Consider the following 25369-nt stretch of genomic DNA (forward strand, 5'->3'; position numbering starts at 1 on the left):
AAGACGGTGCGTGTCTCGTGCGCAGCAGCCAATCCGATGACGGGCCGCCGTGGGCAACGGTAGGTCCCGCAAGCTGAGCGGTCTGGACGAAACCCTGACGGCTCAGCGCGGTCACCAGCTGATCGGCGTGGTGCGCATCCCCGAGGAGCACGCGAGCCCCATCCGCGTCATCACCCGGCGCCTGGCCATCGCGCTGGTGGTGCTGTTCGCCGCGGCCGTCATCGTCTATCTGGACCGCAACGGCTACCGCGACGTGCGCAACCAGCCGCTGACCTTCTTGGATTGCCTGTATTTCTCCGCGGTGTCCCTGTCGACCACCGGCTACGGCGACATCACGCCGTACACCGAAACCGCGCGTCTGGTGCACACCCTGATCTTCACCGCGCTGCGGATCGCGTTCCTGGCCGTGTTGGTCGGCACCACGCTCGAAGTGCTCTCCGAGCGGTCCCGGCAGGGGTGGAAGATTCAGCGTTGGAGGAGCAGAGTGCGCAATCACACCATCGTGATCGGCTACGGCACCAAGGGGAAGACCGCGGTCGCGGCCATCCTCGGTGACGAGACCGTGCGGACCGAGGTCGTCGTCGTCGACACCGACCGCATTACGCTCGAGCACGCCGAAAGTGCCGGCCTGGTCACCCTGCACGGCGATGCCACCAAGGCCGATGTGCTGCGGCTGGCCGGCGCCCAGCATGCGGCGTCCATCATCGTCGCCGCCAGCCGCGACGACACCGCGGTGCTGGTGACGCTGACGGCGCGCGAAATCGCGCCCAACGCCAAGATCGTCGCCTCCATCCGGGAGACCGAGAACCAGCACCTGCTGCAGCAGTCGGGCGCGGACTCGGTGGTGGTGTCCTCGGCCACCGCCGGCCGGCTGCTCGGGCTGGCCACCACCACGCCCAGCGTCGTGGAGATGATCGAGGATCTGCTGACGCCCGACGTCGGGCTCGCCATTGCCGAACGCGAAGTCGAGCAGGCCGAGGTCGGCGGATCGCCGCGGCACCTGCGCGACATCGTGCTCGGTGTGGTGCGCGACGGCCACCTGCTGCGCATCGGCGCCCCGGAGGTGGACGCCATCGAGGCCAACGACCGGCTGCTCTACATCCGAAACGCCGACCACTGATGGCGATAGCGGACTTTCAGCTGCGCAGTGTGCCGCTGCTGTCGCGGGTGGGCGCCGACCGCGCCGACCAGCTGCGCACCGACGTCGAGGCGGCCACCGCCGGCTGGGCGGACGCGGCGCTGCTGCGGGTGGATTCACGCAACCAGGTGCTGGCCGCCAACGGCCGGGTGGTGCTCGGCGCCGCCGCCGAAGTGGGCGACAAGCCGCCGTCGGAGGCGGTGTTTCTGGGGCGCCTCGAGGACGGCCGCCACGTCTGGGGCATCCGCGGCGCGCTGCAGGCCCCGGACGACCCCGCCGCGCATGCCGAGGTGGTGAACCTGCGCAGCCTCGGCCCGATCTTCGACGACACCAGCAGCCAGCTGGTGTCCGCGGCCGTCGCGCTGCTGAATTGGCATGAGAAGGCGCGGTTCAGCTCGGTGGACGGTTCGCCGACGAGGCCGGCCCGGGCGGGCTGGTCGCGCGTCAACCCGGTAACCGGTCACGAGGAGTTCCCGCGTATCGATCCGGCGGTGATCTGCCTGGTCCACGACGGCGCCGACCGCGCGGTGCTGGCCCGCCAGGCGGTCTGGCCGGAGCGGATGTTCTCGCTGCTGGCCGGATTCGTCGAGGCCGGTGAGTCGTTCGAGGTGTGCGTCGCGCGGGAGATCCGCGAGGAGATCGGCGTGAGCGTCCGCGACGTGCGATACCTGGGCAGCCAGCCGTGGCCGTTCCCGCGGTCGCTGATGGTCGGCTTCCACGCCGTCGCCGACCCGGCCGAAGAATTCTCGTTCAACGACGGCGAGATCGCCGAGGCGGCATGGTTCACCCGCGACGAGGTGCGCGCCGCACTGGCGGCCGGGGACTGGTCCAGCTCGACGGACTCGAATCTTCTTCTGCCCGGGTCGATCTCGATCGCCCGCGTGATCATCGAATCCTGGGCCGCGATCGACTGAGCGGCGCCTAGTTGCCGACCTCGGCCAGTTTTGCCTTCACCTCGGCGGCGCTGGGGTTGGTCAGCGTCGACCCGTCGGCGAATTTCACCGTCGGCACCGTCCTGTTGCCGCCGTTGACCGAGCTGACGAAATCAGCGGCCGCCGCGTCGTGCTCGATGTCGACCGCCTCGTAGGGAATGCCGTTGGACTTCAGCACCGTCATCAGCCGATGGCAGTAGCCGCACCAGGAGGTCGTGTAAACGGTGAGCGGGGCAGAGGTCATAGCTCGTTAACGTAGCCCGGCGACGACGTGTTCCGCGCAGCGGGATGCGGAGGAGTGGGCGATCGGGTGTAGCCCGGCGACGACGTGTTCCGCGCCGGGGGTTGCCGCCGGATCCGCCGACTCGCCGGGGCGACACGCCAGGTCCGAAGGTTATGGCGTGGCGATGCGGCGGCTTTGTCAGTATGGGAGGCCAAGATGGACGCCATGCCGACGGTCGCCGACCCTGTGACAGCCGGGCTGGACGACGAGCAGCGCGAGGCCGTGCTCGCTCCCCGCGGCCCGGTCTGTGTGCTCGCCGGCGCCGGGACGGGAAAGACCCGCACCATCACGCAGCGGATCGCCCAGCTGGTCGCCGGCGGTCACGTCGCGGCCGGTCAGGTGCTGGCCGTCACCTTCACCCAGCGGGCGGCGGGGGAGATGCGCTCGAGGTTGCGGATGATCGATGCCGCCGCGGGCGCGGGCACCACCGTCGGCGCGGTCTCGGCGCTGACGTTCCACGCGGCCGCCCACCGGCAGTTGCGGTACTTCTGGCCGCGCGTGGTCGGCGACACGGGGTGGCAGCTGCTGGACAGCAAGTTCGCCGTCGTCGCCCGGGCCGCCAGCCGCGCCCGGATCAACGCCGGTACCGACGACGTGCGCGACCTGGCCGGCGAGATCGAGTGGGCCAAAGCGTCGCTGATCGGGCCCGAGGAATACCCGGCCGCGGTGGCCGCAGCCGCGCGCGACATCCCGTTGGACGCCGCCCGGGTGGCCACCGTCTACGCCGCCTACGAGGCGCTCAAGGCCCGCGGCGACAACGTCACCCTGCTCGACTTCGACGACCTGCTGCTGCACACCGCGGCCGCGATCGAGAACGACCCCGCGGTCGCCGAGGAGTTCCGCGACCGCTACCGCTGCTTCGTCGTCGACGAATACCAGGACGTCACGCCGTTGCAGCAGCGGGTGCTCTCGGCCTGGCTCGGCGATCGCGACGACCTGACGGTGGTCGGGGACGCCAACCAGACCATCTATTCGTTCACCGGGGCCTCGCCGCGCTTCCTGCTCGACTTCTCCCGCCGGTTCCCCGACGCCACCGTGGTGCGCCTGGAGCGCGACTACCGCTCCACCCCGCAGGTGGTGTCGCTGGCCAACCAGGTGATCGCATCGGCTCGCGGCCGGGTCGCGGGCAGCAAGCTGCACCTGGTGGGTCAGCGGGCGCCCGGCCCCGCGCCGTCCTTCCACGAGCACCCCGACGAACCGGCCGAGGCCGCCGCCGTCGCGGCGTCGATCAAGCGGCTCATCGAGTCCGGCGTCCCGCCGTCGGAGATCGCGGTGCTCTACCGGGTCAACGCGCAGTCGGAGATCTACGAGGAGGCGTTGACCGAGGCGGGCATCGCCTATCAGGTTCGCGGCGGCGAGGGCTTCTTCAACCGCCAGGAGATCAAGCAGGCCCTGCTGGCGCTGCATCGGGCCGCAGAGCGCGGCTCTGAGCATGGCCCCGAAGGACCGTTACCCGCCGTGGTCCGCACGATCCTGGAACCGCTGGGGCTGACGGCCGAAGAACCCGTCGGCGCCCGCGCCCGGGAGCGCTGGGAGGCGCTGACCGCGCTGGCGGAGCTGGTCGACGACGAGGTGGCGCAGCGCCCGCAGCTGGAACTGCCGGGACTGGTGGCCGAGCTGCGGACGCGGGCCGACTCGCGACACCCGCCGGTGGTGCAGGGCGTGGCGCTGGCGTCGCTGCACGCCGCCAAGGGACTGGAGTGGGACGCGGTTTTCCTGGTCGGCCTGGCCGACGGCACGCTGCCCATCTCGCACGCGTTGGCGCACGGCGCCGAGAGCGAGGCGGTCGAAGAGGAGCGGCGGCTGCTCTACGTCGGAATCACCAGGGCCCGAATACATTTGGGGCTCAGTTGGGCGCTGTCCCGCAGCCCCGGTGGGCGCCAGAGCCGCAAGCCGTCGCGCTTCCTCAACGGCATCGCGCCCCAGGCGCGGGCCGACGCGACGCCGAACAAGTCCCGGCGCAACCGGGGCACCGCGACCCGCTGCCGGATCTGCAACAACAACCTGACCACCCCGGCGGCCGTCATGCTGCGGCGTTGTGAGACCTGCGCCGCCGACATCGACGAGGACCTGTTGCTGCGGCTCAAGGCGTGGCGGCTGGACGTCGCCAAGGAGCAGAAGGTGCCGGCCTACGTCGTCTTCACGGACAACACGTTGATCGCCATCGCCGAGCTGCGACCCGGCGACGAGGACGCCCTGATCGCGATTCCGGGCATCGGCGCCCGCAAGCTGGAGCAGTACGGCCCCGACGTGCTGGAGTTGGTCCGCGGGGGCTGAGTGGTAAACCCGCTGGTCAGAAAATCGGTTGTGGTCACCGGCGCCGACCGTTTACCCTCGAAACCGCAACTCGGCACTACGGAGTCGGCACTACGGAGAAGGAGGGTGGCCACGATGCTCAACGACGCGTTCGGTGTAGCACGTGCGACCCGCCCTGTCCTGGCCGCGGGTACCGCGCACGCCGCACACGCCGCCTCGGCGGCCGCGCGTAAGCATCGCGCCGCCGCCGCGACCGACGCGTCCGCAGATGTCGGGGGCCCACCGAAGGCAAGGTAAGCACCAGCCCGGTTTTCTCCCAGATGGCCACGGACCCGAAGTCGCAAGGATCCGTGGCCATAGTTGTAGGGTCGGCACCTCTTCGACCTGGTCCGGATCACTGCCAAGGACAGCAACCCGACCAGGAAGTAGGTGGTAGGACATGTCGGCACCGACAGTCCCCAGACAAGCCCTGCCGTGCCACGTCGGCGATCCCGACCTGTGGTTCGCCGACACCCCGGCCGATCTCGAGCGGGCCAAGACGCTCTGCGCCGGCTGCCCGGTCCGGCGCCAATGCCTGGCGGCCGCGCTGGAACGGGCCGAACCCTGGGGTGTCTGGGGCGGCGAAATCATCGACCGCGGTTCGGTGCTGAGCTTCAAACGGCCCCGCGGCCGTCCCCGCAAGGGCCGGCAACAAGACGGCGCCGCCGCGTAGGGCGAAGGGGCTAGATGACGGCGCTGTCGGGTTCGGCGAAGCCGGGCACCAGCTCTTCGGACAGCGCCTTGATCGGCACGTGGGCGTCCAGCTGGCACAGGATCGCGGCCACCGACATGATCACCCGCATCGGGATCACCAGTTTGGGCGGCAGGTCCATCTGCCGGGCCGTCCGGATCTGCGATACCGACCGATCGATCTCGATGGCCGACATTTTCTGCAGCCACTTACGGGTGTAGTGGAAGACCTCGACCTCGACCGGTTCGACGTACTGGCGCAGCATGTCATCGATGTCGCGCACCGACACCTGCTGGCCCTTCTGGATGAAGCCGGCCTTCTCCATCGTCGGCAACAACATGTCGTAGTTCTTGTCGCGGGCCAGCCGGATGCTCATGCCGAGCTCGATCGGCAGGCCGTCGGGCAGCGCGGCCACGGCGCCGAAGTCGATCACACCCATCCGGCCGTCGGGAAGCAGCATGAAGTTGCCCGGGTGGGCGTCGCCGTGCAGCATGCCCAGCCGGCGCGGCGCGTCGAAGGTGAGCTCGAGCAGCCGGGTGCCCATCAAGTCGCGCTGCTCGACGGTGCCGTGCCGGATGATCTCGGCCATCGGGGTGCCCTGCATCCACTCCTGGATCACCACCTTCGGCGCGCTGGCCACGATGCGCGGCACCGCGAAGTGCGGATGGTCGTGGTACGCCTTGGCGAAGGCGCGCTGGTTCTCGGCCTCCAGCCGGTAGTCCAGCTCCATCTCGGTGCGCTCGATCAGCTCGTCGACCACGCCCTGGACGTCGGCGCCCGGCGCGAGCTGCTTGAACACGCCGACCAGCCGCTGCATGGTCTTGAGGTCGGCCCGCAGCGCCTCGTCGGCGCCGGGGTACTGGATCTTGACCGCGACCTCGCGACCGTCGGACCAGACGCCCTTGTGGACCTGGCCGATGCTGGCCGAGGCCACCGGGGTGTCGTCGAAGGAGCTGAACCGGTCGCGCCACTTGGTGCCCAGCTGCGCGTCGAGCACCCGGTGCACCTTGGCGGCGGGCAGCGGCGGGGCGTCCTTTTGCAGCTTGGTCAGCGCTTCGCGGTACGGCTCGCCGAATTCCTCCGGGATGGCGGCTTCGAGCACCGACAGGGCCTGGCCCACCTTCATTGCGCCGCCCTTGAGCTCACCCAAGACGGTGAACAGTTGGTGGGCGGCCTTTTCCAGAAGCTCGGCCTGGACCTCGTCCCTGGACTTTCCGGTGAGCCGTTTACCGAATCCGATCGCCGCCCGGCCGGCGAAACCGACCGGAATGCTGGCCAGCTTCGCGTTTCGCGCCGCACGGCCCCGTTTGATGTCAGCCACGTACCCATCATCCATGATGGCCAGCGCGATGGGGAGAGACGTCGACAACGCACGTTGTCAAACTAATTAACGGCCTGGTCAACGGAACTGGGGCGGCCGATGTGGCCTTCGCAACACCCCGCCGGAACGCTCAGCAGGAGCACAGCGGGTGTTTGGCCCAGCGCCGCGTGACGATGGCGCCGGCGTGCAGGTCGAATTCCAGCGTCGCGTTCAGCGTTTGGGGCGGCGCCGGTTCGGTCGCCGCCCCGGGCCCGTGCACGGCCGCGATCACCCGGTTCACCTGGCTGAGCGCCAGCGCCGCCGTGGCCAGCACGGTGGGCCGATCGGCGACGCCGACGGTCTCGCGCAGCTGCGCGCAGATGGCCGGCCACGCCTCATCGCGGTCCCGGCGGTGTAGGTCGGCGCAGCCCAGGCAGCTGGTCACGCCGGGAATCACCAGGGGGCCCACCAGCCCGATGCCGTCGCGCACCCGCACCAACAGATGCGCGACGCCCTGCTGGTGCAGGTCGCGCACCATGCGCGGGTCGGCGACCAGGAAATCCGACAACACCACCAGATCGACGTCGTCGGCCGACACCGCGGCGTGCGGTTGGCTGCTGTGTGCGATCCGGGCGCCCGAGCAGCGCAGCGTCTCCACCAGGAGTTCGGACAGCGGTCCGCGGCCGTGGATGCGCACCGAGGCCGCCCGGGCGCGCGGCCGACCGCATTCGCTGGCCACGCCCGCGTCGACCAACTGCGCGACCAGGTTTCGCAGGCCGTCGGCGTCGGTCAGGCCGCGATCGAGCGCGCGGCGCTGCAGTTCGGGCAGCGGCGTCGGCGACCCCATGGTCCGCAGCAGGGTGGCCAGCTCGGCCGCGGCCAGGCCGGCCGGCGGGTGGACCAGCACCGCGCGGCGGGGATCCCAGCCCACCTGGACCGCGCCGTCGGGACGCAGCAGCACCGGCAGCGCGGGATCCAGCGCATAGGTGGAAGGGGGTGCCGCGCACCGCTGAGTCACCGCGCAACTGTGGCACGGCGGCCGCGCTGGCTTCGGTCAGTTATCCACAGAACCGGGGCCCGGGTCCCCGGGGTCCTGGCCTTCGCGCTCGAGTTTGGCGATGGCCTCGTCGATTCCGCTGGTGTCGCCGCCGATCACGCGGTCGATGAAGCCCGCGGGTTCGTCGAGGTCGTCGGCGTCGGGCAGCAGGTCGGGGTGTTGCCAGATGCCGTCGCGGGCGTCGACCCCGGCGGCCTCCGTCAGGCGCTCCCAGAACGCGGCGGCCTCACGCATCTTGCGGGGCCGCAGCTCCAGCCCGACCAGCGTCGCGAAGGTCTGCTCGGCGGGGCCGCTGCTGGCCCGGCGGCGGCGCATGGTCTCGCCCAGCGCGGCCGCGCCGGGGATCCGGTCGCCCAGCGCGCCGGCCACCACCACCTGCACCCAGCCCTCGATCAGGGCGAGCAGCGTTTCCAGGCGCTCCAGCGCCTGCATCTGCGCGGGTGTCGCCTTGGGCTCGAAAACGCCCTGCCCGAGCAGGTTTTCGATCGCCGCCGGGTCCGACAGCGAAGCCGGATTGAAGTCGCGCGCCAGCTCCTCGATCCCGGACATGTCGATCTGCATGCCCATCGCGTAGGCCTCGACGGCGCCCAGCAGCTGACTCGACAGCCACGGCACGTGACTGAACAGCCGGTGGTGGGCGGCCTCGCGCGCGGCGAGGAAGGTCAGCACCTCGCTGCGCGGCCGCTCCAGCCCGGAGGCGAACGATTCCACGGCCTCGGGCATCACCGCCGCAATTCCCTTGGGCCCCAAGGGTAAACCGATGTCAGTCGAGGTCAGCACCTCGCGCGACAGTCGGCCCAGCGCCTGCCCGAGCTGCGAGCCGAACGCCATGCCGCCCATCTGCGACATCATCTGCAGCAGCGGACCGGCCATGCTCTTGGCCTCTTCGGGCAGCGACGCCGCCCACACCGTCGAAATCTGTTGTGCCATCGGGTCGCACAGCCGCTTCCACGTCTCAAGCGTGTTGTCGACCCAGTCGCCGGGTGTCCAACCCACCGCCTTGGCGGTGCCCGCGGGCAGGGCCGTTGCGCCGTCCAGCCAGGTCTCGGCCAGGCGCACCGCGTCGGCGATCGCCGAGTTGGTGGTGTCCGGAACCGGGGCCACGAAGCCGATCGAATTCGTCGCGACCCGCCGTGCCAATTCGTAATTGACCGGTCCCGAGGAGCTTCCGCCGGGCCCGACGGTGCCCGCGCTGGAAAACATCTGACCCAGCTGCGTGAAGATCTGCCCCAAATCGCCCATGCCGAATTCACCGCTCATGCCGAACGCGGCGAACGGGTCGGACGGGTTCGAGCCCGAGTCGGGATCTTTCTTCCCGTGCTTGTCGGGGTCGTCTCCAGAAGAGAAGCCGAAAGGCAGGTCAGCCATACCCTCAACGGTACTCACCACTTGCTCAGACGGCGCGACCTCGGGTCAGCTTGTAGCTGAACCATCCTGACCGAGCGTTGTGGCTGAACACCGCACCGCGGCCGCCGTCTAGTGTGATCGGCGTGAACAGGCGCATCCTGACCCTGATGGTCGCGCTGGTGCCGATCGTCGCGTTCGGCGTGTTGCTGGCGGTGGTGACGGTGCCGTTCGTGTCGCTGGGGCCCGGCCCGACGTTCGACACGCTCGGCGAGGTCGACGGCAAGCAGGTGGTGGCGATCGAGGGCACCCAGACGCACCCGACGACCGGCCACCTCAACATGACGACGGTGTCCCAGCGCGACGACTTGACGCTGGGCGAGGCGCTGACGCTGTGGCTTTCGGACCAGGAGCAGCTGGTGCCGCGCGACCTCATCTATCCGCCCGGCAAGTCGCGGGAGGACGTGGACAAGGCCAACAACGCGGACTTCAAGCAATCCGAGGACAGCGCGGCCTACGCGGCCCTGGGCTACCTCAAATACCCGGCGGCGGTGACGGTCGCCAAGGTCCCCGAGCCGGGTCCGTCGGTGGGCAAGCTGAAGGTCGGCGACGCGATCGACGCGGTCAACGGCGTCCCGGTGGCCACCGTCGACGAGTTCACCGGATTGCTGAAGAACACCAAGCCGGGCCAGGTGGTGACGATCGACTATCGCCGCAAGAACGAGCCGGCCGGTGTGGCGCAGGTCACGCTCGGCGCCAACAAAGACCGCGACTACGGCTTCCTGGGCGTCGCGGTGCTCGACGCGCCGTGGGCGCCGTTCACCGTCGACTTCAACCTGGCCAACGTGGGCGGGCCCTCGGCCGGATTGATGTTCAGCCTGGCGGTGGTCGACAAGTTGACTACCGGCGACCTGGCCAAGTCGAACTTCATCGCCGGCACCGGAACCATCTCCTCCGACGGCAAGGTCGGCCAGATCGGCGGCATCACCCACAAGATGGTGGCCGCGCACGCGGCCGGCGCCACGGTCTTTCTGGTGCCGGCCAAGAACTGCTACGAGGCCAGCTCGGACAATCCGTCCGGCCTGCGGTTGGTCAAGGTCGAGACGCTCGGCCAGGCAGTCGACGCGCTGCACACGATCGGCGCGGGCGGGCAGCCGCCAAGCTGCTAGCGAACCTCGACGATCACGGGTAGCGCCATGCGTAGAGTTATCACCGTCTAGCAATCGATCAGGGAGCGTAGCCAGTGGGGATGCGGCCCACCGCACGGATGCCGAAGTTGACTCGGCGTAGCCGGATTCTGATCCTGATCGCACTGGGTGTGATCGTCCTGCTGCTCGCGGGTCCGCGGCTGATCGACGCCTACGTCGACTGGCTGTGGTTCGGCGAGGTCGGTTACCGCTCGGTGTTTTCCACCGTGCTGGTGACCCGGTTCGTCGTCTTCCTGGTCGCCGGGCTGCTGGTCGGCGGCATCGTGTTCGCCGGCCTCGCGGTGGCCTACCGCACCCGTCCGGTGTTCGTGCCGAGCAACGACAACGATCCGGTGGCGCGCTACCGCGCGCTGGTGCTGTCCCGGTTGCGGTTGGTGAGCGCGGGGATTCCGGTGGCGATCGGCCTGCTGGCCGGCATCATCGCCCAAAGCTATTGGGTCCGCATCCAACTGTTCCTGCACGGCGGCGACTTCGGCATCAAGGATCCGCAGTTCGGCAAGGACCTCGGCTTCTATGCCTTCGAGCTGCCGTTCTACCGGTTGCTGCTCAGCTACCTGTTCGTCGCGGTCTTCCTCGCGTTCCTGGCCAACGTGTTGGCCCACTACATCTTTGGCGGGATCCGGCTGTCCGGTCGCACTGGCGCGCTGAGCCGGTCGGCGCGGATCCAGCTGGTCACCCTGGTCGGGGTGCTGGTCGTGCTCAAGGCGATCGCGTACTGGCTGGACCGCTACGAGTTGTTGTCGCACACCCGCGGCGGCAAGCCCTTCACCGGGGCCGGCTACACCGACATCAACGCGGTGCTGCCGGCGAAGCTGATCCTGATGGCGATCGCGCTCATCTGCGCGGCCGCGGTGTTCTCCGCGGTCGTGCTGCGGGACTTGAGGATTCCGGCGATCGGTCTGGTCCTGTTGCTGCTGTCGTCGCTGATCGTGGGTGCCGGGTGGCCGTTGATCGTCGAGCAGATCAGCGTCAAACCCAATGCCGCGCAAAAGGAAAGCGAATACATCAGCCGCAGCATCACCGCGACCCGACAGGCCTACGGCCTGACCTCGGACCAGGTCACCTATCGCAACTACACCGGCGACGCGCAGGCCACCGCCCAGCAGGTCGCCGACGATCGCGCGACCACGTCGAACATCCGGCTGCTCGACCCGACGATCGTCAGCCCCGCGTTCACCCAGTTCCAGCAGGGCAAGAACTTCTACTACTTCCCGGATCAGCTGTCCATCGACCGGTACCAGGACCGCAACGGGGCCTTGCGTGACTACGTCGTGGCGGCGCGTGAACTCAACCCCGACCGGCTGATCGACAACCAGCGCGACTGGATCAACCGGCACACCGTCTACACCCACGGCAACGGTTTCATCGCCTCGCCGGCCAACACGGTGCGCGGAATCGCCAACGATCCCAACCAAAACGGCGGATACCCCGAGTTCCTGGTCAACGTGGTCGGCGCCAACGGCGGCGTGGTGTCCGACGGTCCGGCGCCGCTCGACCAGCCGCGGGTCTACTTCGGGCCGGTCATCTCCAACACGTCGGCCGACTACGCGATCGTCGGTCGCAACGGCACCGACCGCGAATACGACTACGAGACCAGCAACGAGACCAAGAACTACACCTACACCGGCCTGGGCGGCGTCCCGCTCGGCGACTGGCTGTCCCGCAGCGTGTTCGCCGCGAAGTTCGCCGAGCGAAACTTCTTGTTCTCCAACGTGATCGGCTCGAACAGCAAGATCCTGTTCAACCGCGACCCGGCGCGGCGGGTGGAGGCGGTGGCGCCGTGGCTGACCACCGACAGCTCGGTGTATCCCGCGATCGTCAACAAGCGACTGGTGTGGATCATCGACGGCTACACCACGCTGGACAACTACCCGTATTCCGAACTCACGTCGCTGGAATCGGCGACCGCGGACTCCAACGAGGTGGCGTTCAACAAGCTGGCGCCCGACAAGCGGGTCTCCTACATCCGCAACTCGGTGAAGGCGACCGTGGACGCCTACGACGGCACCGTCACGCTGTACCAGCAGGATGAGCAGGATCCGGTGCTCAAGGCCTGGATGCAGGTCTTCCCGGGCACCGTGAAGCCCAAGAGCGACATCAGCCCGGAGCTGGCCGAGCACCTGCGCTATCCCGAGGACCTGTTCAAGGTGCAGCGGATGCTGCTGGCCAAATACCACGTCAACGACCCGGTGACGTTCTTCTCCACCTCGGATTTCTGGGACGTGCCGCTGGATCCCAACCCGACGGCCAGCAGCTACCAGCCGCCGTACTACATCGTCGCGAAAAACATTGCGAAGAACGACAATACGGCGTCGTATCAGCTGACCAGCGCGATGAACCGGTTCAAGCGTGACTACCTGGCCGCCTACATCAGCGCCAGCTCCGACCCGGCGACGTACGGCAGGATCACCGTGCTGACCATCCCGGGTCAGGTCAACGGGCCGAAGCTGGCCAACAACGCGATCACCACCGATCCGGCGGTGTCGCAGGACCTCGGCGTGATCGGGCGGGACAACCAGAACCGGATCCGGTGGGGCAACCTGCTCACCCTGCCGGTGGGGCAGGGCGGGCTGCTCTACGTCGAACCCGTGTATGCCTCCCCGGGGGCCAGCGATGCGGCATCGTCCTACCCGAGGCTGATCCGGGTGGCGATGATGTACAACGACAAGATCGGGTACGGCCCCACCGTGCGTGACGCGCTGACCGGGCTGTTCGGTCCGGGTGCGGGCGCGGCCGCGACGGGCATCCAGCCCACCGAATCCGGGACACCCGCGGCGAGCCCGCCGGCCAGTGCGCCGGCGCCCGCCGTGACGCCAGGGTCGGCGCCGCCGGTGGCCGCCCCGCCGGTGTCCGACGGGTCCGTGACGCTGTCACCCGCTAAATCCGCTGCCCTGCAAGAGATTCAGGCCGCGCTCGGCGCGGCGAAAGACGCGCAGAAGAAGGGCGATTTCGCCGGCTACGGTGCCGCCCTGCAACGCCTGGACGACGCGATCACCAAGTACAACAACACCAAGTAGCCGTCACGCGTAGGCCGTTCGGAACCTGTCCCGATAGGCCTTCGGGCTGATGCCCAGGTGGTTGACGAATACCCGTCGCAGGGTTTCGATGCTGCCGAAGCCGGCCATGCCGGCGGTCTCGGTGACCGACCGGCCGGATTCCAGTGCGTTGCGCGCGAAATCGATCCGAACCAGTTCGACGTAGCGCGCCGGCGTCATCCCGAGCTCGGATTGAAACAGCCGGGTCAGCTGACGGGTGCTCAACGCCGCAAGGGCCGCAAGCTTTTTCACGCTGTAGTCGGCGCCTGGGTCGGCCGCGATCGCGTCGGTGACCGGGCGCAGCGGTGACTGCGGCGGGGGATCGGCCTCGACCAACACCGAGAATTGTGATTGGCCGCCCGCGCGTTTGAGGTAGACGACCAGCCACCGGGCCACGTCACGGACCAGCTCTGTCCCGTAATCCATTTCGACCAGCGCCAGCGCCAGGTCGATGCCCGACGAGATGCCGGCGGAGGTGAAGATGTCGCCGTCGCGGACGAAGATCGCGTCCGGTTCGACGGTGACATCGGGGAACGCCCGGCCCAGCAACCGGGTGTCGTGCCAGTGCGTGGTGGCGCGCCGGCCGCTGAGCACGCCGGCCTGCGCCAGGATGAACGACCCCGTGCAGATGGACGCCAGCCTGCGGGTGCGTGTGGACAGCGACCGGACGGCGTCGACCAGGGCGGGGTCGATGGGTCGCCCGGGCAGGTCGTCGCTGCCGGCGACCAGGACGGTATCGGCGGACTCGATCGCCGAGATGCTGTCGGTCACGCCCAGCCTGGCGCCGATCGAGCTGGTCACGTCGCCGCCGTCCAGCGACGCGATCTTGAGCCGGTAGTCAGCGCCGAATCGGTTGGCCTCGGCGAACACCTCGCCCGCCCCCGCGACGTCCAACAACGTCACCCCGTCGAAAACGACGATCACCACCACCCGCGAACGCGCTCCGGCTGCAGCCACGCAAGCCATTCTGTCGCTTTCTGAGGACTTGACGGCCCGAACGGCCACGGTCGATTCGTCCGCGCCGCCGCACACTCATACCAACAGCCACCCGCAAGGAGACGAGAACATGACCACCAGCTCAATCGACACCGTCGCCGGCATCCACGTACCCGACACCGCGCTGGCGCGTGAGGCCACCGAGTTCATCCGCGACACCGCGGACGAGTTGCTCTTCAACCACTCCCGGCGGGTGTTCTTCTTCGGCGCGCTGCAGGGTGTGCGGCGCGGCCTGAAGCCGGACGCGGAGCTGCTCTACGTCGCTGCGATGTTCCACGACCTCGGCCTCACCGAGCGCTACCGCGGCTCCGGCATCCGCTTCGAGGTCGACGGCGCGGACGCGGCACGCGATTTCCTGACGGCCCGTGGTGTCGACAAGGCCGAGGCCGACACGGTGTGGCTCGGCATCGCTTTGCACACCACCCCCGGCGTGCCCGAGTTCATGGCCCCCGAGGTCGCCCTGGTGCAGGCCGGCGTGGAGGTCGACGTGGTCGGCGTCGGGCGCGAGCAGGTGGCGCCCGAGGCGCTGGCCGCGGTGACCGCCGCCCACCCGCGCCCACAGTTCAAGCAGCGCATCCTGGCGGCGTTCAACGACGGCATGAAGCACCGGCCGCGGACCACCGACGGGACCATGAACGCCGACGTGCTGGCGCACTTCGATCCCACCTTCGAGCGCGTCGACTTCGTCGACCTCATCCTGCACAACAGCTGGCCCGAGTAACCGGAAGAAGCAGAACAGCGGCCAATCGCGGCTGGGTGATCAGCCCTTGCGGCGCAAGGGATTTGCGAGGAAGGTATCCCACATGAGCGGTCCAGACCCGATCGGCGTCACCGTGGTGCAGCCGGGGGAGGGCGACGTGGTCACCCTCCCCGGCTTCGGGGCGGTGTTCAAACTGTCCGGCAAGACCAACGGCGGCGAGGTGTCCATCGTCGAGCACCCCTTCGCCGTCGGCCTGCTCACCGCGGCGCACCGGCACACCCGCGAGGACGAGCATTCGATCGTGCTGGCCGGCGAGATCGGCTTCCGCTCCGACGACAGCGAGGTGGTCCTGGGTCCCGGCGGTTACATCACCAAGCCGCGCGGGCAGATGCATGCGATGTGGAACGCGGGCAGCGAGCCGGGGCGCATCATCGAGGTCATCACCCCGGGCGGATTCGAGAACTACTTCCGCGAATTGGGCGAGCTGCTCGTCGAGCACGACCGGGACCCGGCGGGCACGCCGCTGCATGAGTTGCCCGAGTTCGGCGAGCTCGCCGACAAGTACGGGCTGACGTACGGGTCGCCGGAGTGGATGGACGACATCGCGCGCCGGTACGGGCTGAACCCGCCCTCGCACTGAGCCGGATTTGAGCCTCCGATCGCCGCTGACAGGGCGATTTGGTCGCCGTGACACGCGTTCGGTAACCTGGCATTCACCAACGCGGGGTGGAGCAGCTCGGTAGCTCGCTGGGCTCATAACCCAGAGGTCGCAGGTTCGAATCCTGTCCCCGCTACCAGGTAAAGCGGCCCCCGGAGAATCTCCGGGGGCCGCTTTCATGCTTAGCGGGGCAGCACGGCCTCGATGGCGCTGATGACCTCGGGGGCGTCCGGCTCGGTGCGGGGCCGGAACCGCCGCACGACTTCACCGCCGGGGGCCAGGAGGAACTTCTCGAAGTTCCACTGGATGTCTCCGGCCTGGCCGTCGGCGTCGGCGGTTTTGGTCAGCTCGGTGTACAGCGGGTGGCGGTCGTCGCCGTTCACGTCGGTCTTCGCCAACAGCGGGAACGTCACCCCGTAGGTGGTCGAGCAGAACTCCCGGATCTCGTCGGCCGTGCCCGGCTCCTGGCCCATGAACTGGTTGCAGGGGACGCCGACGACCGTCAGCCCGCGGTCACGGTAATCCTTGGCCAGCTTCTCCAGCGCCGTGTATTGGGGAGTGAGCCCGCACTTGGAGGCGACGTTGACGACCAGCGTTGCGCCGCCGGACAATTCGGCCAGCGTGGTGGGCCGGCCGTCGAGGGTGGTCAGAGCGATGTCGTTGAGGGTCACCCGACGACGCTAACCCACCGGGGCGGCAACCATCGAGACCCGTGTGCGCTCGCGCCGTTCGATGGCGTCATCGACGCCGGTTTCGCGTCGATGACGACCGGTTATCTAGCCATGGAAGGCACACCGGCAGCACCCCGAGGAACGCCATGTATGACGGCAAGCGCAGCTCGACATTCGACGAAGTTCGCACGACGCTGGCGCGAGCCGAAGCCGCCAGACAAGCCGCGAAGACCGCCCGGGACAGAGCCGCCGGCGTCATCAAGCGTGCCGTCGAACTCCAGCGCCGCGGCACCGGGCGATCCGTAGGCGCGCAGGTCAGCGCATCGCATTAGCCGTTACGTAACGGCTATGCTGCAGCTATGTTGGTTTGCGCTGTCTGCAGCGCCGGTTTCTACGGCCGCTCCGATGCCGTGTACTGCTCGGCGGCGTGCCGGCAGAAGGCCCACCGGGCGCGCACCGCCGAGGGCCTCGCCGCGTTGGCGTCGCGCCGCCGGCTCGGCACCCATCCCCAGCGCTCGGTGAGCCGGGCGGACCTGCACGCCACGCGCCGGCGGGCGCACGCCGCCGTGGACCGGGCCCGCGAATTGTGCGGCGTGAGCGCCGAGCAACTACGCCGCGCGCAGGGCGCGCAACAACAACGCGCACACGCCGGCGCCACCGCAGTCGCACCTACCGGGCACGGGCGATGACGGCGGAACCAAAGCTTCCGACAACTCTTTCTACCGAAAACAACGCCGACGGCGAAACTCCGCGCCGCGCAGGGACATTCAGCTTCTTCTTCGATGACCAGCGTTGGGAATGGTCCGACCCGGTGCAACGGATGCACGGTTACGTACCGGGATCGGTGACACCGACCACCGAACTCGTGCTCTCCCACAAGCACCCCGACGACCGCGACCGGGTGGCCGCCGTCGTCAACGACATCCTCACGTCCCATCAGCCGTTCAGCACGCGTCACCGCATCGTCGACACGGCGGGCGCGGTGCACCACGTCATCGTGGTCGGCGACCAACTTCGCGACGGCACCGGTGCCGTGATCGGCACGCACGGCTTCTACATCGACGTCACGCCTCCGTCATCCTCCGCGCCTCAAGAGGCCATCACCGCGGAGGTGGCCGAAATCGCCGAGCGCCGCGCCGCCATCGAGCAGACGAAGGGCATGCTCATGGTGATCTACGACATCGACGAGAACGCCGCATTCAACCTGCTCAAGTGGCTGTCTCAGGAAAGCAACACCAAGCTGCGGGTGGTGGCTCAGCGGCTCGGTGACCGGTTGCGCGCCACCGCCCACAGCGCTTTCACGCCGCGGTCCATCTGCGACCAGATTCTGATCGACTCACGCGAACAGCCGGACGCCACGAAGCAGGCGGACCGGTGATGGCTGACGCTTCCGAAGGCGACGGACCGAGGTCGGCAAGACGCACGGCCAGGATCAAGCAGCGGGTGCAGGAACTTCGGCGACGGCGAGGTGAGTTGGCCGCAGGCAACCGGGCCTCACCCGAATCGGTCGACTTGGCGCGTCAGCACGCGGAGGAGTCGCTGCGGAATGCCAAGGACGCTCACCATGCCGCCGCCCGACGTCACCAGGAGTTAGCTCGGACGCACGAGCGGACGGCGAACAACTACCAACAAGCCGCGATGCGATTTGCCCAGCGGGGAGTGGACGATCCGGATCAGCTCCAGAGCCAGGCCGACCAACACTGGCAGGCCGCACACGACAACCGGCTAGAGAGCATCGAAGACGAAGCCAAGGCCGATCATCCCGAACAGTCCTCGTCGGGCTGAGCCATGTCGCCCGGGCCGAAAACCTACAGCCAGCCGGTGCGGGCGGCGGCGACCGGCTCGGCGGGCGCTGGGGCCAATTCGCCGTTGCGCACGCCCTCGAGCAACCGTTGCACCGCGGCGACAATCTCCGGGGCCGCCGCCGCGAGCCCGGCCGTGTCGGCCTCGCTGACCTCATCGGCGTCGACGCCGGCGCGGGTCAGGATGGCGGCCGGGTCGGCCAACTGCTCGGTCAGCCAGGCCAGCGGGTCGGCGGACAGCTCGGCGACGAAGTGCCGGCGACTGGGTTCCCAGCCGTTGAACCGCGGGTGGTGGTGGGCCCGGTCCAGCGTCCCGGGTGGGCTCTCCGTGGACCCGAAAAGGTCCACCCGCCACACCGGGCGGGTGAAGGCGATCGGGACGCCGGCGTAGATCGATCCCTGGGGCGCCGCCCGGTCGACGAGGCGCAGCTCCAGCCTGACGCCCCGCTCCGGGGTTTCCTGCCCCTCGAGCGGGGACGGGTCGATGAAGTACATGTCGCCCACGACCACACCCAGGGATTCGAATCCGAACGCTGCCAGCATCGCGCACCTTTCCTCGTTGCGTCCGAGCGTAGACCGGTGCCGCGAATGAGGGCATCGACGATGCCCGCCCGGGGCCCGCGATCTTGTGAACCGCGGTTCGCGCGGGCGCGGTCGTCACGGTAGATTTCACTGGTCTTCCAAATGCATGAGTGTGAAGCCCCTGACAAACGCAGGGGGTGATTCGCCGCGGTTCCCGGGACGCCGCGGCGCGGACGTGAGGGGCAGCTGCGGTCTTGTCGACACATTCGGGTCCCGGCTCACCTGTTCAGATCAACTCGCAACGAACCCCGCCATTCAAGTTGATTGCGGTCGCCGTGTTCATTGTGTGCACGCTGATTTTGGCGTTGGTGTACGGGCAATTCCGCGGCGCCTTCACCGACAAGACGCAGCTGACCATGATCGCCGCCCGCGCCGGGTTGGTGATGGATCCGGGTTCGAAGGTGACCTACAACGGGGTGGAGATCGGCCGGGTGGGGTCGATTGCGGAGACGGTGCGCGACGGGAAGCCGGCGGCGAAGTTCACGTTGGAGGTGTACCCGCGGTACCTCAAGCTGATCCCGTCGAATGTGAATGCCGATATCAAGGCGACGACGGTGTTCGGTGGCAAGTACGTGTCGTTGACGTCGCCGGCCAACCCGTCGCCGCAGCGGATTTCGTCGCACACGGTGATCGATGCGCGGTCGGTGACCACCGAGATCAACACGCTGTTCCAGACGATCACCTCGATCGCGGAGAAGGTGGATCCGGTCAAGCTGAATCTGACGTTGAGCGCGGCGGCGCAGTCGTTGGCGGGGCTGGGGGAGAAGTTCGGCCAGTCGGTGACCAACGCCAACGTGCTGCTCGATGATGTGAATCCGCAGCTGCCGCAGGCGCGCAAGGACATTCAGCAGTTGGCGGCGCTGGGCGACACGTACGCCAACGCCGCGCCGGACCTGTTGGATTTTTTGAACAACGCGGTGATCACCTCGCGCACCATCAACGCCCAGCAAAAGGATCTGGACCAGGCGCTGCTGTCGGCGGCCGGGTTCGGTAACACCGGCGCGGAGCTGTTCACCAAGGGTGGGCCGTATCTGGCGCGCGGCGCCGCCGATCTGGTGCCCTCCGCGCAGCTGCTGGACACCTACAGCCCGGAAATCTATTGCACGCTGCACAATTACCACGACATCGTGCCCATCACGGGTGCCTCCGAGGGCGGGTTCAACGGCTACTCGCTGAACATGGACACCGAGGTCACGTCGGGCCTCGGTCTGATCGCGAACCCGCTGTCGCTCGCCGCCGTCGCCGCGCTCACGCTGGGCCTGGGCGCCACGGCCGGCCTGGTCGGCGGTGCCCCCAACCCGTACGTCTACCCCGAGAACCTGCCGCGGGTGAACGCGCGCGGCGGCCCGGGCGGTGCGCCGGGGTGCTGGCAGCCGATCACCCGCGACCTGTGGCCCGCGCCGGAGCTGGTGATGGACTCCGGCAACAGCCTCGCGCCGTACAACCACCTGGACACCGGATCGCCGTACGCGATCGAGTACGTCTGGGGCCGCCAGGTCGGCGACAACACGATCAACCCGTAAATCCCGCTTGGCGCGCGAAAGGTCTGCCGGCCAACATCATTCGCTCTCCGGCATCGGCGGTCACCCGCCGCCGGCGGGAACGATGATTCGCAAAATGATGTTGTGCGACCGCCGATTCCGCTGTTGCTTTGTTTGTGCCACGGCGTCGCGGTACATTTCACTGATCTTATTGCATGCGTGTACAGGCTGGGTGGCGGCGGCACCGGGATGAGGGGCAGGGTTGGCGACCGTGGGTTATCTGGACAACCACCCGCATAGGTGGCTGCCCCTGATGACCGTCGGGAGCGCGGCGTAGCGCCATGGAGGGTTCACCCGTTCAGATCAACGACTCGCGCGAGCCGCCCTACAAGGTGATCACCTTCATCGTGGTCGTGGTGCTCGCGGTGATCTTCACCCTGGTCTACATCCAGTTCCGTGGAGGTTTCACGTCCAAGACCGAGCTGACGATGTTGGCCTCGCGGGCCGGGTTGGTGATGGATCCGGGTTCGAAGGTGACCTACAACGGGGTGGAGATCGGCCGGGTGGGGTCGATCTCGGAGACGGTGCGCGACGGGAACCCGGCCGCCAAGTTCACCCTCGAGGTGTACCCGCGGTATTTGGCGTTGATTCCGTCGAACGTCAACGCCGATATCAAGGCGACGACGGTGTTCGGCGGCAAGTACGTGTCGTTGACGACGCCGGCCAACCCGTCGCCGCAGAAGATTTCGACACACACGGTGATCGATGCGCGGTCGGTGACCACCGAGATCAACACGCTGTTCCAGACGATCACCTCGATCGCGGAGAAGGTGGATCCGGTCAAGCTGAATCTGACGTTGAGCGCGGCGGCGCAGTCGTTGGCCGGGCTGGGGGAGAAGTTCGGCCAGTCGGTGACCAACGCCAACGTGTTGCTCGATGACGTGAATCCACAGCTGCCACAGGCGCGCAAGGACATTCAGCAGTTGGCGGCCCTGGGCGACACGTACGCCAACGCCGCGCCGGACCTGTTGGATTTCTTGAACAACGCGGTGATCACCTCGCGCACCATCAACGCCCAGCAAAAGGATCTGGACCAGGCGCTGCTGTCGGCGGCCGGATTCGGCAACACCGGCGCGGAGCTGTTCACCAAGGGTGGGCCGTATCTGGCGCGCGGCGCCGAAGATCTGATCCCGACGGCGCAGCTGCTGGACACCTACAGCCCGGAAATCTATTGCCTGATGCGCAGCGAACACGATGCGCTGCCGGCCACCGGCGCGGCCGAGGGCGGGTTCAACGGCTACTCGCTGAACATGGACACCGAGGTGCTCTCCGGGTTGGGGCTGATCGCGAACCCGGTCTCCGCGGTGCCCGTCATCGCGTCGCTGGTGGGCGGCATCGCCGGGGTGGTCGGCGGCGCCCCCAACCCCTACATCTACCCGGAGAACCTGCCGCGGGTGAACGCGCGCGGCGGCCCGGGCGGCGCGCCGGGGTGCTGGCAGAAGGTCACCCGCGACCTGTGGCCGGCGCCCGAGCTCATCATGGACACCGGCAACAGCATCGCGCCCTATAACCACCTGGACACCGGATCGCCGTACGCGATCGAGTACGTCTGGGGCCGCCAGGTCGGCGACAACACGATCAACCCGTAGCGGCGTGCACCGCGCGCGGCCGGGTGGTGAAAAGGCTTATCGGGCAAGGTAATGCGCCGACCGCTCAGGCTTGGGAGGCCGCCTTCGGTCTGGCGGTGGCCTTCACGTCCCGCCCCGCCCCGGCCGACATGGAGGCTGCCTCGCCGCGAGCCAGGCCGATCGTCGCAACGATCACCACGACCAGCGTCACCGCGAGGACGAACCACTCCCAGCCGCCGGCTGCCAGCGTCTCGGCGAGCACGGTGATGCCGAGGATCCCGCCCACCACGGGCTTCGCCACGATGATGGTCGGCAGGGAGGCGGTGAGCGCGCCGGCTCGATACGCCGATTGGTGATAGACCATGCCGGCGCCCCCGCAGAACACCAGCGCATACAGCTCGAAGGATTGCCAGATGTCGCCGGGGTGGTGTTCCAGGACGTCGACGACGCCCTTCATCAGGACGGCGAACACCGCCAGCAGCGTGCCGGCCACCGCCGCCAGCAGCAGCGCCGCCAGCGGGCGATCCGACCAGATGCGCGCGCCCAGCAAACCGAGCAGCAGCAGGGGGCCGATCACCGCCGCCACCACGAGCCACGTGTGCAGCGGCGCCCGCTGCTGGCCGCCGGTCGGGTCTCCGACCGCGATGAGCACCGCCAGCGCCACCGCCAACACCAGCGCCCAGCTCCACTCGCGGCGGGTGATGCGGTTACCGGTCATCCGCGAGTAGATCGGCAGCGCGAACAGGAGCGCCGTCACCTGCAACGACATCACCAGCAACACCGAGCCGTCGTCCAGGGCGGCGGCCAGCAGCACGTAGCTGCCGATGTCGCCCAAACCGCCCAGCCACCAACGCTTGTCGCGCAGCAGCATGCCGAACAACGTCAGGTGCCCGACCCGTTTGTCGGTGACCTCCTGCGCGGAACGTTGCCGGACCACGTTGCCGATCGCGGACGCCAGCGCAGCGCACAGGGCGAGAATGGCCGCCAGATGCACGTCCGACATGGCGTTACCTCCTCGCTGGGTGCGGTTGCGCTACCCATCCAATCTAGCCGCGCCCCGCGCGGTGGGCGCGGCACAGGGTTGCCCGGCCCGAGGACCGGGGCCGCGTGGGCACCTCAGAGCGGGAATTTCGTCCCGGTGAGTCGCTCCGACAGTTCCCAGAGGGCGGCGGCGGTGCCGGCGCGCTTTGCCGGCCAGTTGCGCCACGTCGGCTGGGTGCGCCCGTACAAGCCGAACCTCGGGCCGACGAACGTGTCGCCCGGCAAATCCTGGGAGACCGCGTACAAGGTCTGGCGGGCGCCGAAATCGGCATCGGTGGACACGATCCGGTCGACCGCCAGGACCGCCGCGTCGCCCAGCTTGCGGCCGGAGTTTCCCTGCAGGTTGGTGTGCGACCACCCGGGGTGGGCGGCCAGCGCGCGCAACGAGGTGGGGACGCCGTCCAAGCGCCGTTGCAGCTCCTTGGTGAACAGCAGGTTGGCCAGCTTCGACTGGCTGTAGGCCAGCCAGGCCGAATACGGCCGGGACTCGAAATTGAGGTCTTTGAGGCTGACGTAGCCGAAGTGGTGCATCAGCGAGGACACCGTCACCACGCGGTCGGTCAGCTTGGGCAACAGCAGGTTGGTCAACGCGAAGTGGCCGAGGTGGTTGGTGCCGATCTGGCCCTCGAAGCCGTCGACGGTGACGGCGTGTTTGGTGGCCATGATGCCGGCGTTGTTGACCAAGACGTCGACCGCGTCGATGCCCTCGGCAAAGCGCCGCACCGAGGACAGGTCTTGCAGATCGAGCTGGCGCACCTCGGCCGTCCCGGTTGCCGTCCCGGTTGCCGAACCGGTCATGCGCGTCGCCGCGGCCCGGCCTTTGTCGGTGTTGCGGACGGCCAGGATGACGTGGCCGCCGACCCGGACCAACTCGCGGGCGGTGATCTCGCCCAGTCCGGCGTTGGCGCCGGTGATGACGACGGTTCGTCCGGCGAACGAGGGTAGCTCGGCTGCGGTCCAATCGGGCATGGCAAACACCCTAACTTCGCAACTGCGACGGGGGCCGGTCGGCCGGGGCGCCCTGCGCCGGCGGGCGGCGGCGTTGGTGGCCCACGGATACGCCCAGGTATCGTGCCTGGGATGGCCAGCGAAAGCCCACCTGCATCGGGGATCGCCGGATGTATCTAGGCGTCATCGTCAATCCGAAAGCGCGGAGGAATCGCGCCGCTTCCGCCGACCGCATCGCCGAACTGCGTCGCATCGTCGGCTCCCGCGGCGAGGTGCACGAGACCAACTCGATCGAGGAGCTTCGCGACGCCATCCGGCAGCTCGCGCCGCGGGTCACCCATCTGGTGGGCGACGGCGGTGACGGCGCACTGCACTGGTTGATCAACGAGATCGAGCGCTGCGTCAGCGATCCGCAGCGCTGGCCCGCGTTCGTCCCGACCAACGGCGGCAGCGTCAACGCCGTCGCGCGCAAGGCCCGGGTGCGCGGGCGGCCCGAAGCGATCATCCGTGCGCTGGCCGCCGCCGCGGAGGCGGACCGACCACCGTCCGACGTCAGCCTGGACACGTTGGCGCTCGACGGCGAAACCGCCGACGGCGCGGCGTTTCACCGGCTTTGCTTCGGGCTGGCGGCCGGAGGCGTCGGAAACCGTTTCTACGACCGGTATTACGACTCACCCGATCACAACCGGCTGGCCGTCGCCCGGGTGATCGCCCGCAGCTTCGGCGACTACATCACCTCCAAAATCGCCCCCGGCCACGTGAAGACGCCGAACTACGCCTCCATCCTGTTCACCCCGACGCGGGCGCGCGTGGTCATCGACGGCGACGAGGTCCCGTCGCGCACGCACAGCCTGCTGCACGCCGGCGCGATCGACCTCCGCATCGGCGGCCCGCTTCGGTTGTTCCCCAAGGCTTCCGAACCCGGCGCGCTGCATTTCCAGGCCGGAAACCTACGGCCGTCCAGGATCGTGGCGCAGCTCCCGACGGCCCTGACCAACGGGATGCTCCGCGGCGAGGGGCTCCGCGATGTCATCGGGCACGAGATGATCATCGAAGCCGAGGACGAGCCGCTGTCGCCCATCATTGACGGCGAGCGTTTCCTCGGCATCGTGAAGCTGGTGGCCCGCGCGGGCCCGCACATCCGCATCGCGCGGCCCGCCTAGCCGGCTCTCGAACGCCGGGCTTGCACGGCCCACGAGGCCGGTTAGAAATGGCGTTTTTGGCTTTGCGATTTCGTCAATAGGTGTGACGAAGATAAAAGTCTCATTTCACGCTCACCGCGCGCCTGGCCGGCAATACTGAATACGTGAATTCGTAGATACGTAGGTCAGTATTTCCTGTATAGGAGCAGCGGTAATGCCAGGTAAAATGCCACTGAGATACTGAAGTACGGATGCGCGTAGATCAGCATCCGCGCAATTGATTTTCGCCTCTAAGTTTATCCTGTGAATGTAGTGTGCGACCGCCATTAATGCTGGTCGACGTTTTGCTCGCGGTAGGTGTACGGCGCTACATTGGTTTTATATTCACGGACGGAAGTCTTTCTCGGGCCACGCCAACCTGGAAGGGGGATCACTCC

24 protein-coding genes and 1 tRNA gene are annotated in these 25369 nt (G+C 68.3%); 16 read left to right on the plus strand and 9 right to left on the minus strand.

Translation table 11 applies throughout. The features are described 5' to 3' along the window. Positions 1-49: 49 nt before the first annotated feature. A complete protein-coding gene (locus tag B9D87_RS25060; protein WP_007773028.1) occupies positions 50-1120 on the plus strand; it encodes a potassium channel family protein in 1071 nt (356 codons plus the stop codon). Further along, a complete protein-coding gene (nudC, locus tag B9D87_RS25065) occupies positions 1120-2052 on the plus strand; it encodes an NAD(+) diphosphatase (RefSeq protein ID WP_007773023.1) in 933 nt (310 codons plus the stop codon). Before B9D87_RS25060 ends, nudC begins: the two co-directional genes overlap by 1 nt. Positions 2053-2059: 7 nt before the next feature. Here nudC and mrx1 read toward each other — a convergent pair whose 3' ends face one another. Then, positions 2060-2314 (minus strand): mycoredoxin Mrx1, encoded by a 255-nt coding sequence (mrx1, locus tag B9D87_RS25070; RefSeq protein WP_007773022.1) that lies wholly within the window; start codon positions 2312-2314, stop codon positions 2060-2062. Between the two features lie 204 nt (positions 2315-2518). Between mrx1 and B9D87_RS25075 the strand changes: the two genes are divergently transcribed. Both B9D87_RS25075 and B9D87_RS25080 read left to right on the plus strand, forming a co-directional pair. After that, the gene (locus tag B9D87_RS25075; protein ID WP_007773021.1) at positions 2519-4630 is read left to right on the plus strand and encodes an ATP-dependent DNA helicase UvrD2; all 2112 of its coding nucleotides are present in this window, start codon (positions 2519-2521) and stop codon (positions 4628-4630) included. A 418-nt stretch (positions 4631-5048) separates the two neighbouring features. Continuing rightward, complete coding sequence (locus B9D87_RS25080) at positions 5049-5321, plus strand: WhiB family transcriptional regulator (protein ID WP_007773020.1); 273 nt, start codon at positions 5049-5051, stop codon at positions 5319-5321. Positions 5322-5331: 10 nt separating this feature from the next. Here the strand turns inward: B9D87_RS25080 and B9D87_RS25085 are convergent, their stop codons facing one another. The 3 genes from B9D87_RS25085 to B9D87_RS25095 form a co-directional block, all read right to left on the minus strand. Next, complete coding sequence (locus B9D87_RS25085; protein ID WP_007773019.1) at positions 5332-6675, minus strand: macrolide-binding ATPase MABP-1; 1344 nt, start codon at positions 6673-6675, stop codon at positions 5332-5334. 115 nt (positions 6676-6790) lie between these two features. Further along, entirely contained in the window at positions 6791-7657 is an 867-nt protein-coding gene (locus B9D87_RS25090; RefSeq protein ID WP_040630926.1) for a cyclodehydratase, read from the minus strand. Positions 7658-7693: 36 nt separating this feature from the next. Further along, positions 7694-9082 (minus strand): zinc-dependent metalloprotease, encoded by a 1389-nt coding sequence (locus B9D87_RS25095; RefSeq protein ID WP_007773015.1) that lies wholly within the window; start codon positions 9080-9082, stop codon positions 7694-7696. Between the two features lie 104 nt (positions 9083-9186). Between B9D87_RS25095 and B9D87_RS25100 the strand changes: the two genes are divergently transcribed. After that, positions 9187-10209, plus strand: coding sequence for a YlbL family protein (locus B9D87_RS25100; RefSeq protein ID WP_007773014.1), 1023 nt, complete (start codon positions 9187-9189; stop codon positions 10207-10209). 74 nt (positions 10210-10283) lie between these two features. Further along, entirely contained in the window at positions 10284-13265 is a 2982-nt protein-coding gene (locus B9D87_RS25105) for a UPF0182 family protein (protein WP_007773012.1), read from the plus strand. 3 nt (positions 13266-13268) lie between these two features. On the opposite strand, the gene B9D87_RS25110 is transcribed toward B9D87_RS25105, so the two are convergent. Next, complete coding sequence (locus tag B9D87_RS25110) at positions 13269-14249, minus strand: GlxA family transcriptional regulator (RefSeq protein ID WP_174320941.1); 981 nt, start codon at positions 14247-14249, stop codon at positions 13269-13271. A 100-nt stretch (positions 14250-14349) separates the two neighbouring features. Between B9D87_RS25110 and B9D87_RS25115 the strand changes: the two genes are divergently transcribed. The 3 genes from B9D87_RS25115 (at position 14350) to B9D87_RS25125 (ending at position 15776) form a co-directional block, all read left to right on the plus strand. Further along, on the plus strand, positions 14350-15000 hold the full coding sequence (locus tag B9D87_RS25115; protein ID WP_007773010.1) for an HD domain-containing protein: 651 nt from the start codon (positions 14350-14352) through the stop codon (positions 14998-15000). 82 nt (positions 15001-15082) lie between these two features. Continuing rightward, positions 15083-15619 carry a cupin domain-containing protein gene (locus tag B9D87_RS25120; RefSeq protein WP_007773009.1) on the plus strand — a complete coding sequence of 179 codons (537 nt, stop codon included), beginning with the start codon at positions 15083-15085 and terminating at the stop codon, positions 15617-15619. A gap of 80 nt (positions 15620-15699) precedes the next feature. After that, positions 15700-15776 (plus strand) — tRNA-Met (locus tag B9D87_RS25125). Between the two features lie 43 nt (positions 15777-15819). On the opposite strand, the gene B9D87_RS25130 is transcribed toward B9D87_RS25125, so the two are convergent. After that, positions 15820-16308, minus strand: a complete 489-nt coding sequence (locus tag B9D87_RS25130) for a glutathione peroxidase (protein WP_007773008.1) — start codon at positions 16306-16308, stop codon at positions 15820-15822. A 146-nt stretch (positions 16309-16454) separates the two neighbouring features. On the opposite strand from B9D87_RS25130, the gene B9D87_RS25135 reads away from it, so the two are divergent. The 4 genes from B9D87_RS25135 (at position 16455) to B9D87_RS25150 (ending at position 18093) form a co-directional block, all read left to right on the plus strand. Then, positions 16455-16640, plus strand: a complete 186-nt coding sequence (locus tag B9D87_RS25135; RefSeq protein WP_007773006.1) for a hypothetical protein — start codon at positions 16455-16457, stop codon at positions 16638-16640. A 27-nt stretch (positions 16641-16667) separates the two neighbouring features. Then, the gene (locus B9D87_RS25140) at positions 16668-16997 is read left to right on the plus strand and encodes a hypothetical protein (RefSeq protein ID WP_007773004.1); all 330 of its coding nucleotides are present in this window, start codon (positions 16668-16670) and stop codon (positions 16995-16997) included. Continuing rightward, positions 16994-17686: a PAS and ANTAR domain-containing protein gene (locus B9D87_RS25145; RefSeq protein WP_052002538.1), complete on the plus strand. Its 693-nt coding sequence runs from the start codon at positions 16994-16996 to the stop codon at positions 17684-17686. Before B9D87_RS25140 ends, B9D87_RS25145 begins: the two co-directional genes overlap by 4 nt. Before the next feature lie 95 nt (positions 17687-17781). Next, entirely contained in the window at positions 17782-18093 is a 312-nt protein-coding gene (locus tag B9D87_RS25150) for a hypothetical protein (protein WP_007773000.1), read from the plus strand. A 23-nt stretch (positions 18094-18116) separates the two neighbouring features. On the opposite strand, the gene B9D87_RS25155 is transcribed toward B9D87_RS25150, so the two are convergent. Continuing rightward, on the minus strand, positions 18117-18653 hold the full coding sequence (locus B9D87_RS25155) for a hypothetical protein (RefSeq protein WP_007772998.1): 537 nt from the start codon (positions 18651-18653) through the stop codon (positions 18117-18119). Positions 18654-18886: 233 nt separating this feature from the next. Between B9D87_RS25155 and B9D87_RS25160 the strand changes: the two genes are divergently transcribed. Both B9D87_RS25160 and B9D87_RS25165 read left to right on the plus strand, forming a co-directional pair. Beyond that, positions 18887-20215 (plus strand): MCE family protein, encoded by a 1329-nt coding sequence (locus B9D87_RS25160; protein WP_040630922.1) that lies wholly within the window; start codon positions 18887-18889, stop codon positions 20213-20215. Positions 20216-20514: 299 nt separating this feature from the next. Then, positions 20515-21822: an MCE family protein gene (locus tag B9D87_RS25165; RefSeq protein ID WP_007772996.1), complete on the plus strand. Its 1308-nt coding sequence runs from the start codon at positions 20515-20517 to the stop codon at positions 21820-21822. Positions 21823-21886: 64 nt separating this feature from the next. On the opposite strand, the gene B9D87_RS25170 is transcribed toward B9D87_RS25165, so the two are convergent. Together B9D87_RS25170 and B9D87_RS25175 are read right to left on the minus strand one after the other, a co-directional pair. Beyond that, on the minus strand, positions 21887-22804 hold the full coding sequence (locus tag B9D87_RS25170; RefSeq protein ID WP_007772995.1) for a DMT family transporter: 918 nt from the start codon (positions 22802-22804) through the stop codon (positions 21887-21889). A gap of 113 nt (positions 22805-22917) precedes the next feature. Further along, a complete protein-coding gene (locus B9D87_RS25175; protein ID WP_007772994.1) occupies positions 22918-23811 on the minus strand; it encodes an oxidoreductase in 894 nt (297 codons plus the stop codon). A gap of 149 nt (positions 23812-23960) precedes the next feature. Between B9D87_RS25175 and B9D87_RS25180 the strand changes: the two genes are divergently transcribed. Continuing rightward, positions 23961-24953 carry a diacylglycerol kinase family protein gene (locus B9D87_RS25180; RefSeq protein WP_007772993.1) on the plus strand — a complete coding sequence of 331 codons (993 nt, stop codon included), beginning with the start codon at positions 23961-23963 and terminating at the stop codon, positions 24951-24953. The last annotated feature ends 416 nt before the right edge of the window (positions 24954-25369 follow it).

The organism is Mycobacterium colombiense CECT 3035, from assembly GCF_002105755.1.
Classification (GTDB): domain Bacteria; phylum Actinomycetota; class Actinomycetes; order Mycobacteriales; family Mycobacteriaceae; genus Mycobacterium; species Mycobacterium colombiense.

Excerpts from the sequence above, each read along its gene's own strand:
- nudC (WP_007773023.1), top strand. The coding sequence starts at position 1,120 with ATGGCGATAGCGGACTTTCAGCTGCGCAGTGTGCCGCTGCTGTCGCGG.
- mrx1 (WP_007773022.1), bottom strand. The coding sequence starts at position 2,314 with ATGACCTCTGCCCCGCTCACCGTTTACACGACCTCCTGGTGCGGCTAC.
- B9D87_RS25075 (WP_007773021.1), top strand. The coding sequence starts at position 2,519 with ATGCCGACGGTCGCCGACCCTGTGACAGCCGGGCTGGACGACGAGCAG.
- B9D87_RS25080 (WP_007773020.1), top strand. The coding sequence starts at position 5,049 with ATGTCGGCACCGACAGTCCCCAGACAAGCCCTGCCGTGCCACGTCGGC.
- B9D87_RS25085 (WP_007773019.1), bottom strand. The coding sequence starts at position 6,675 with ATGGATGATGGGTACGTGGCTGACATCAAACGGGGCCGTGCGGCGCGA.
- B9D87_RS25110 (WP_174320941.1), bottom strand. The coding sequence starts at position 14,249 with ATGGCTTGCGTGGCTGCAGCCGGAGCGCGTTCGCGGGTGGTGGTGATC.
- B9D87_RS25115 (WP_007773010.1), top strand. The coding sequence starts at position 14,350 with ATGACCACCAGCTCAATCGACACCGTCGCCGGCATCCACGTACCCGAC.
- B9D87_RS25120 (WP_007773009.1), top strand. The coding sequence starts at position 15,083 with ATGAGCGGTCCAGACCCGATCGGCGTCACCGTGGTGCAGCCGGGGGAG.
- B9D87_RS25135 (WP_007773006.1), top strand. The coding sequence starts at position 16,455 with ATGTATGACGGCAAGCGCAGCTCGACATTCGACGAAGTTCGCACGACG.
- B9D87_RS25140 (WP_007773004.1), top strand. The coding sequence starts at position 16,668 with ATGTTGGTTTGCGCTGTCTGCAGCGCCGGTTTCTACGGCCGCTCCGAT.
- B9D87_RS25145 (WP_052002538.1), top strand. The coding sequence starts at position 16,994 with ATGACGGCGGAACCAAAGCTTCCGACAACTCTTTCTACCGAAAACAAC.
- B9D87_RS25155 (WP_007772998.1), bottom strand. The coding sequence starts at position 18,653 with ATGCTGGCAGCGTTCGGATTCGAATCCCTGGGTGTGGTCGTGGGCGAC.
- B9D87_RS25165 (WP_007772996.1), top strand. The coding sequence starts at position 20,515 with ATGGAGGGTTCACCCGTTCAGATCAACGACTCGCGCGAGCCGCCCTAC.
- B9D87_RS25170 (WP_007772995.1), bottom strand. The coding sequence starts at position 22,804 with ATGTCGGACGTGCATCTGGCGGCCATTCTCGCCCTGTGCGCTGCGCTG.
- B9D87_RS25175 (WP_007772994.1), bottom strand. The coding sequence starts at position 23,811 with ATGCCCGATTGGACCGCAGCCGAGCTACCCTCGTTCGCCGGACGAACC.
- B9D87_RS25180 (WP_007772993.1), top strand. The coding sequence starts at position 23,961 with ATGTATCTAGGCGTCATCGTCAATCCGAAAGCGCGGAGGAATCGCGCC.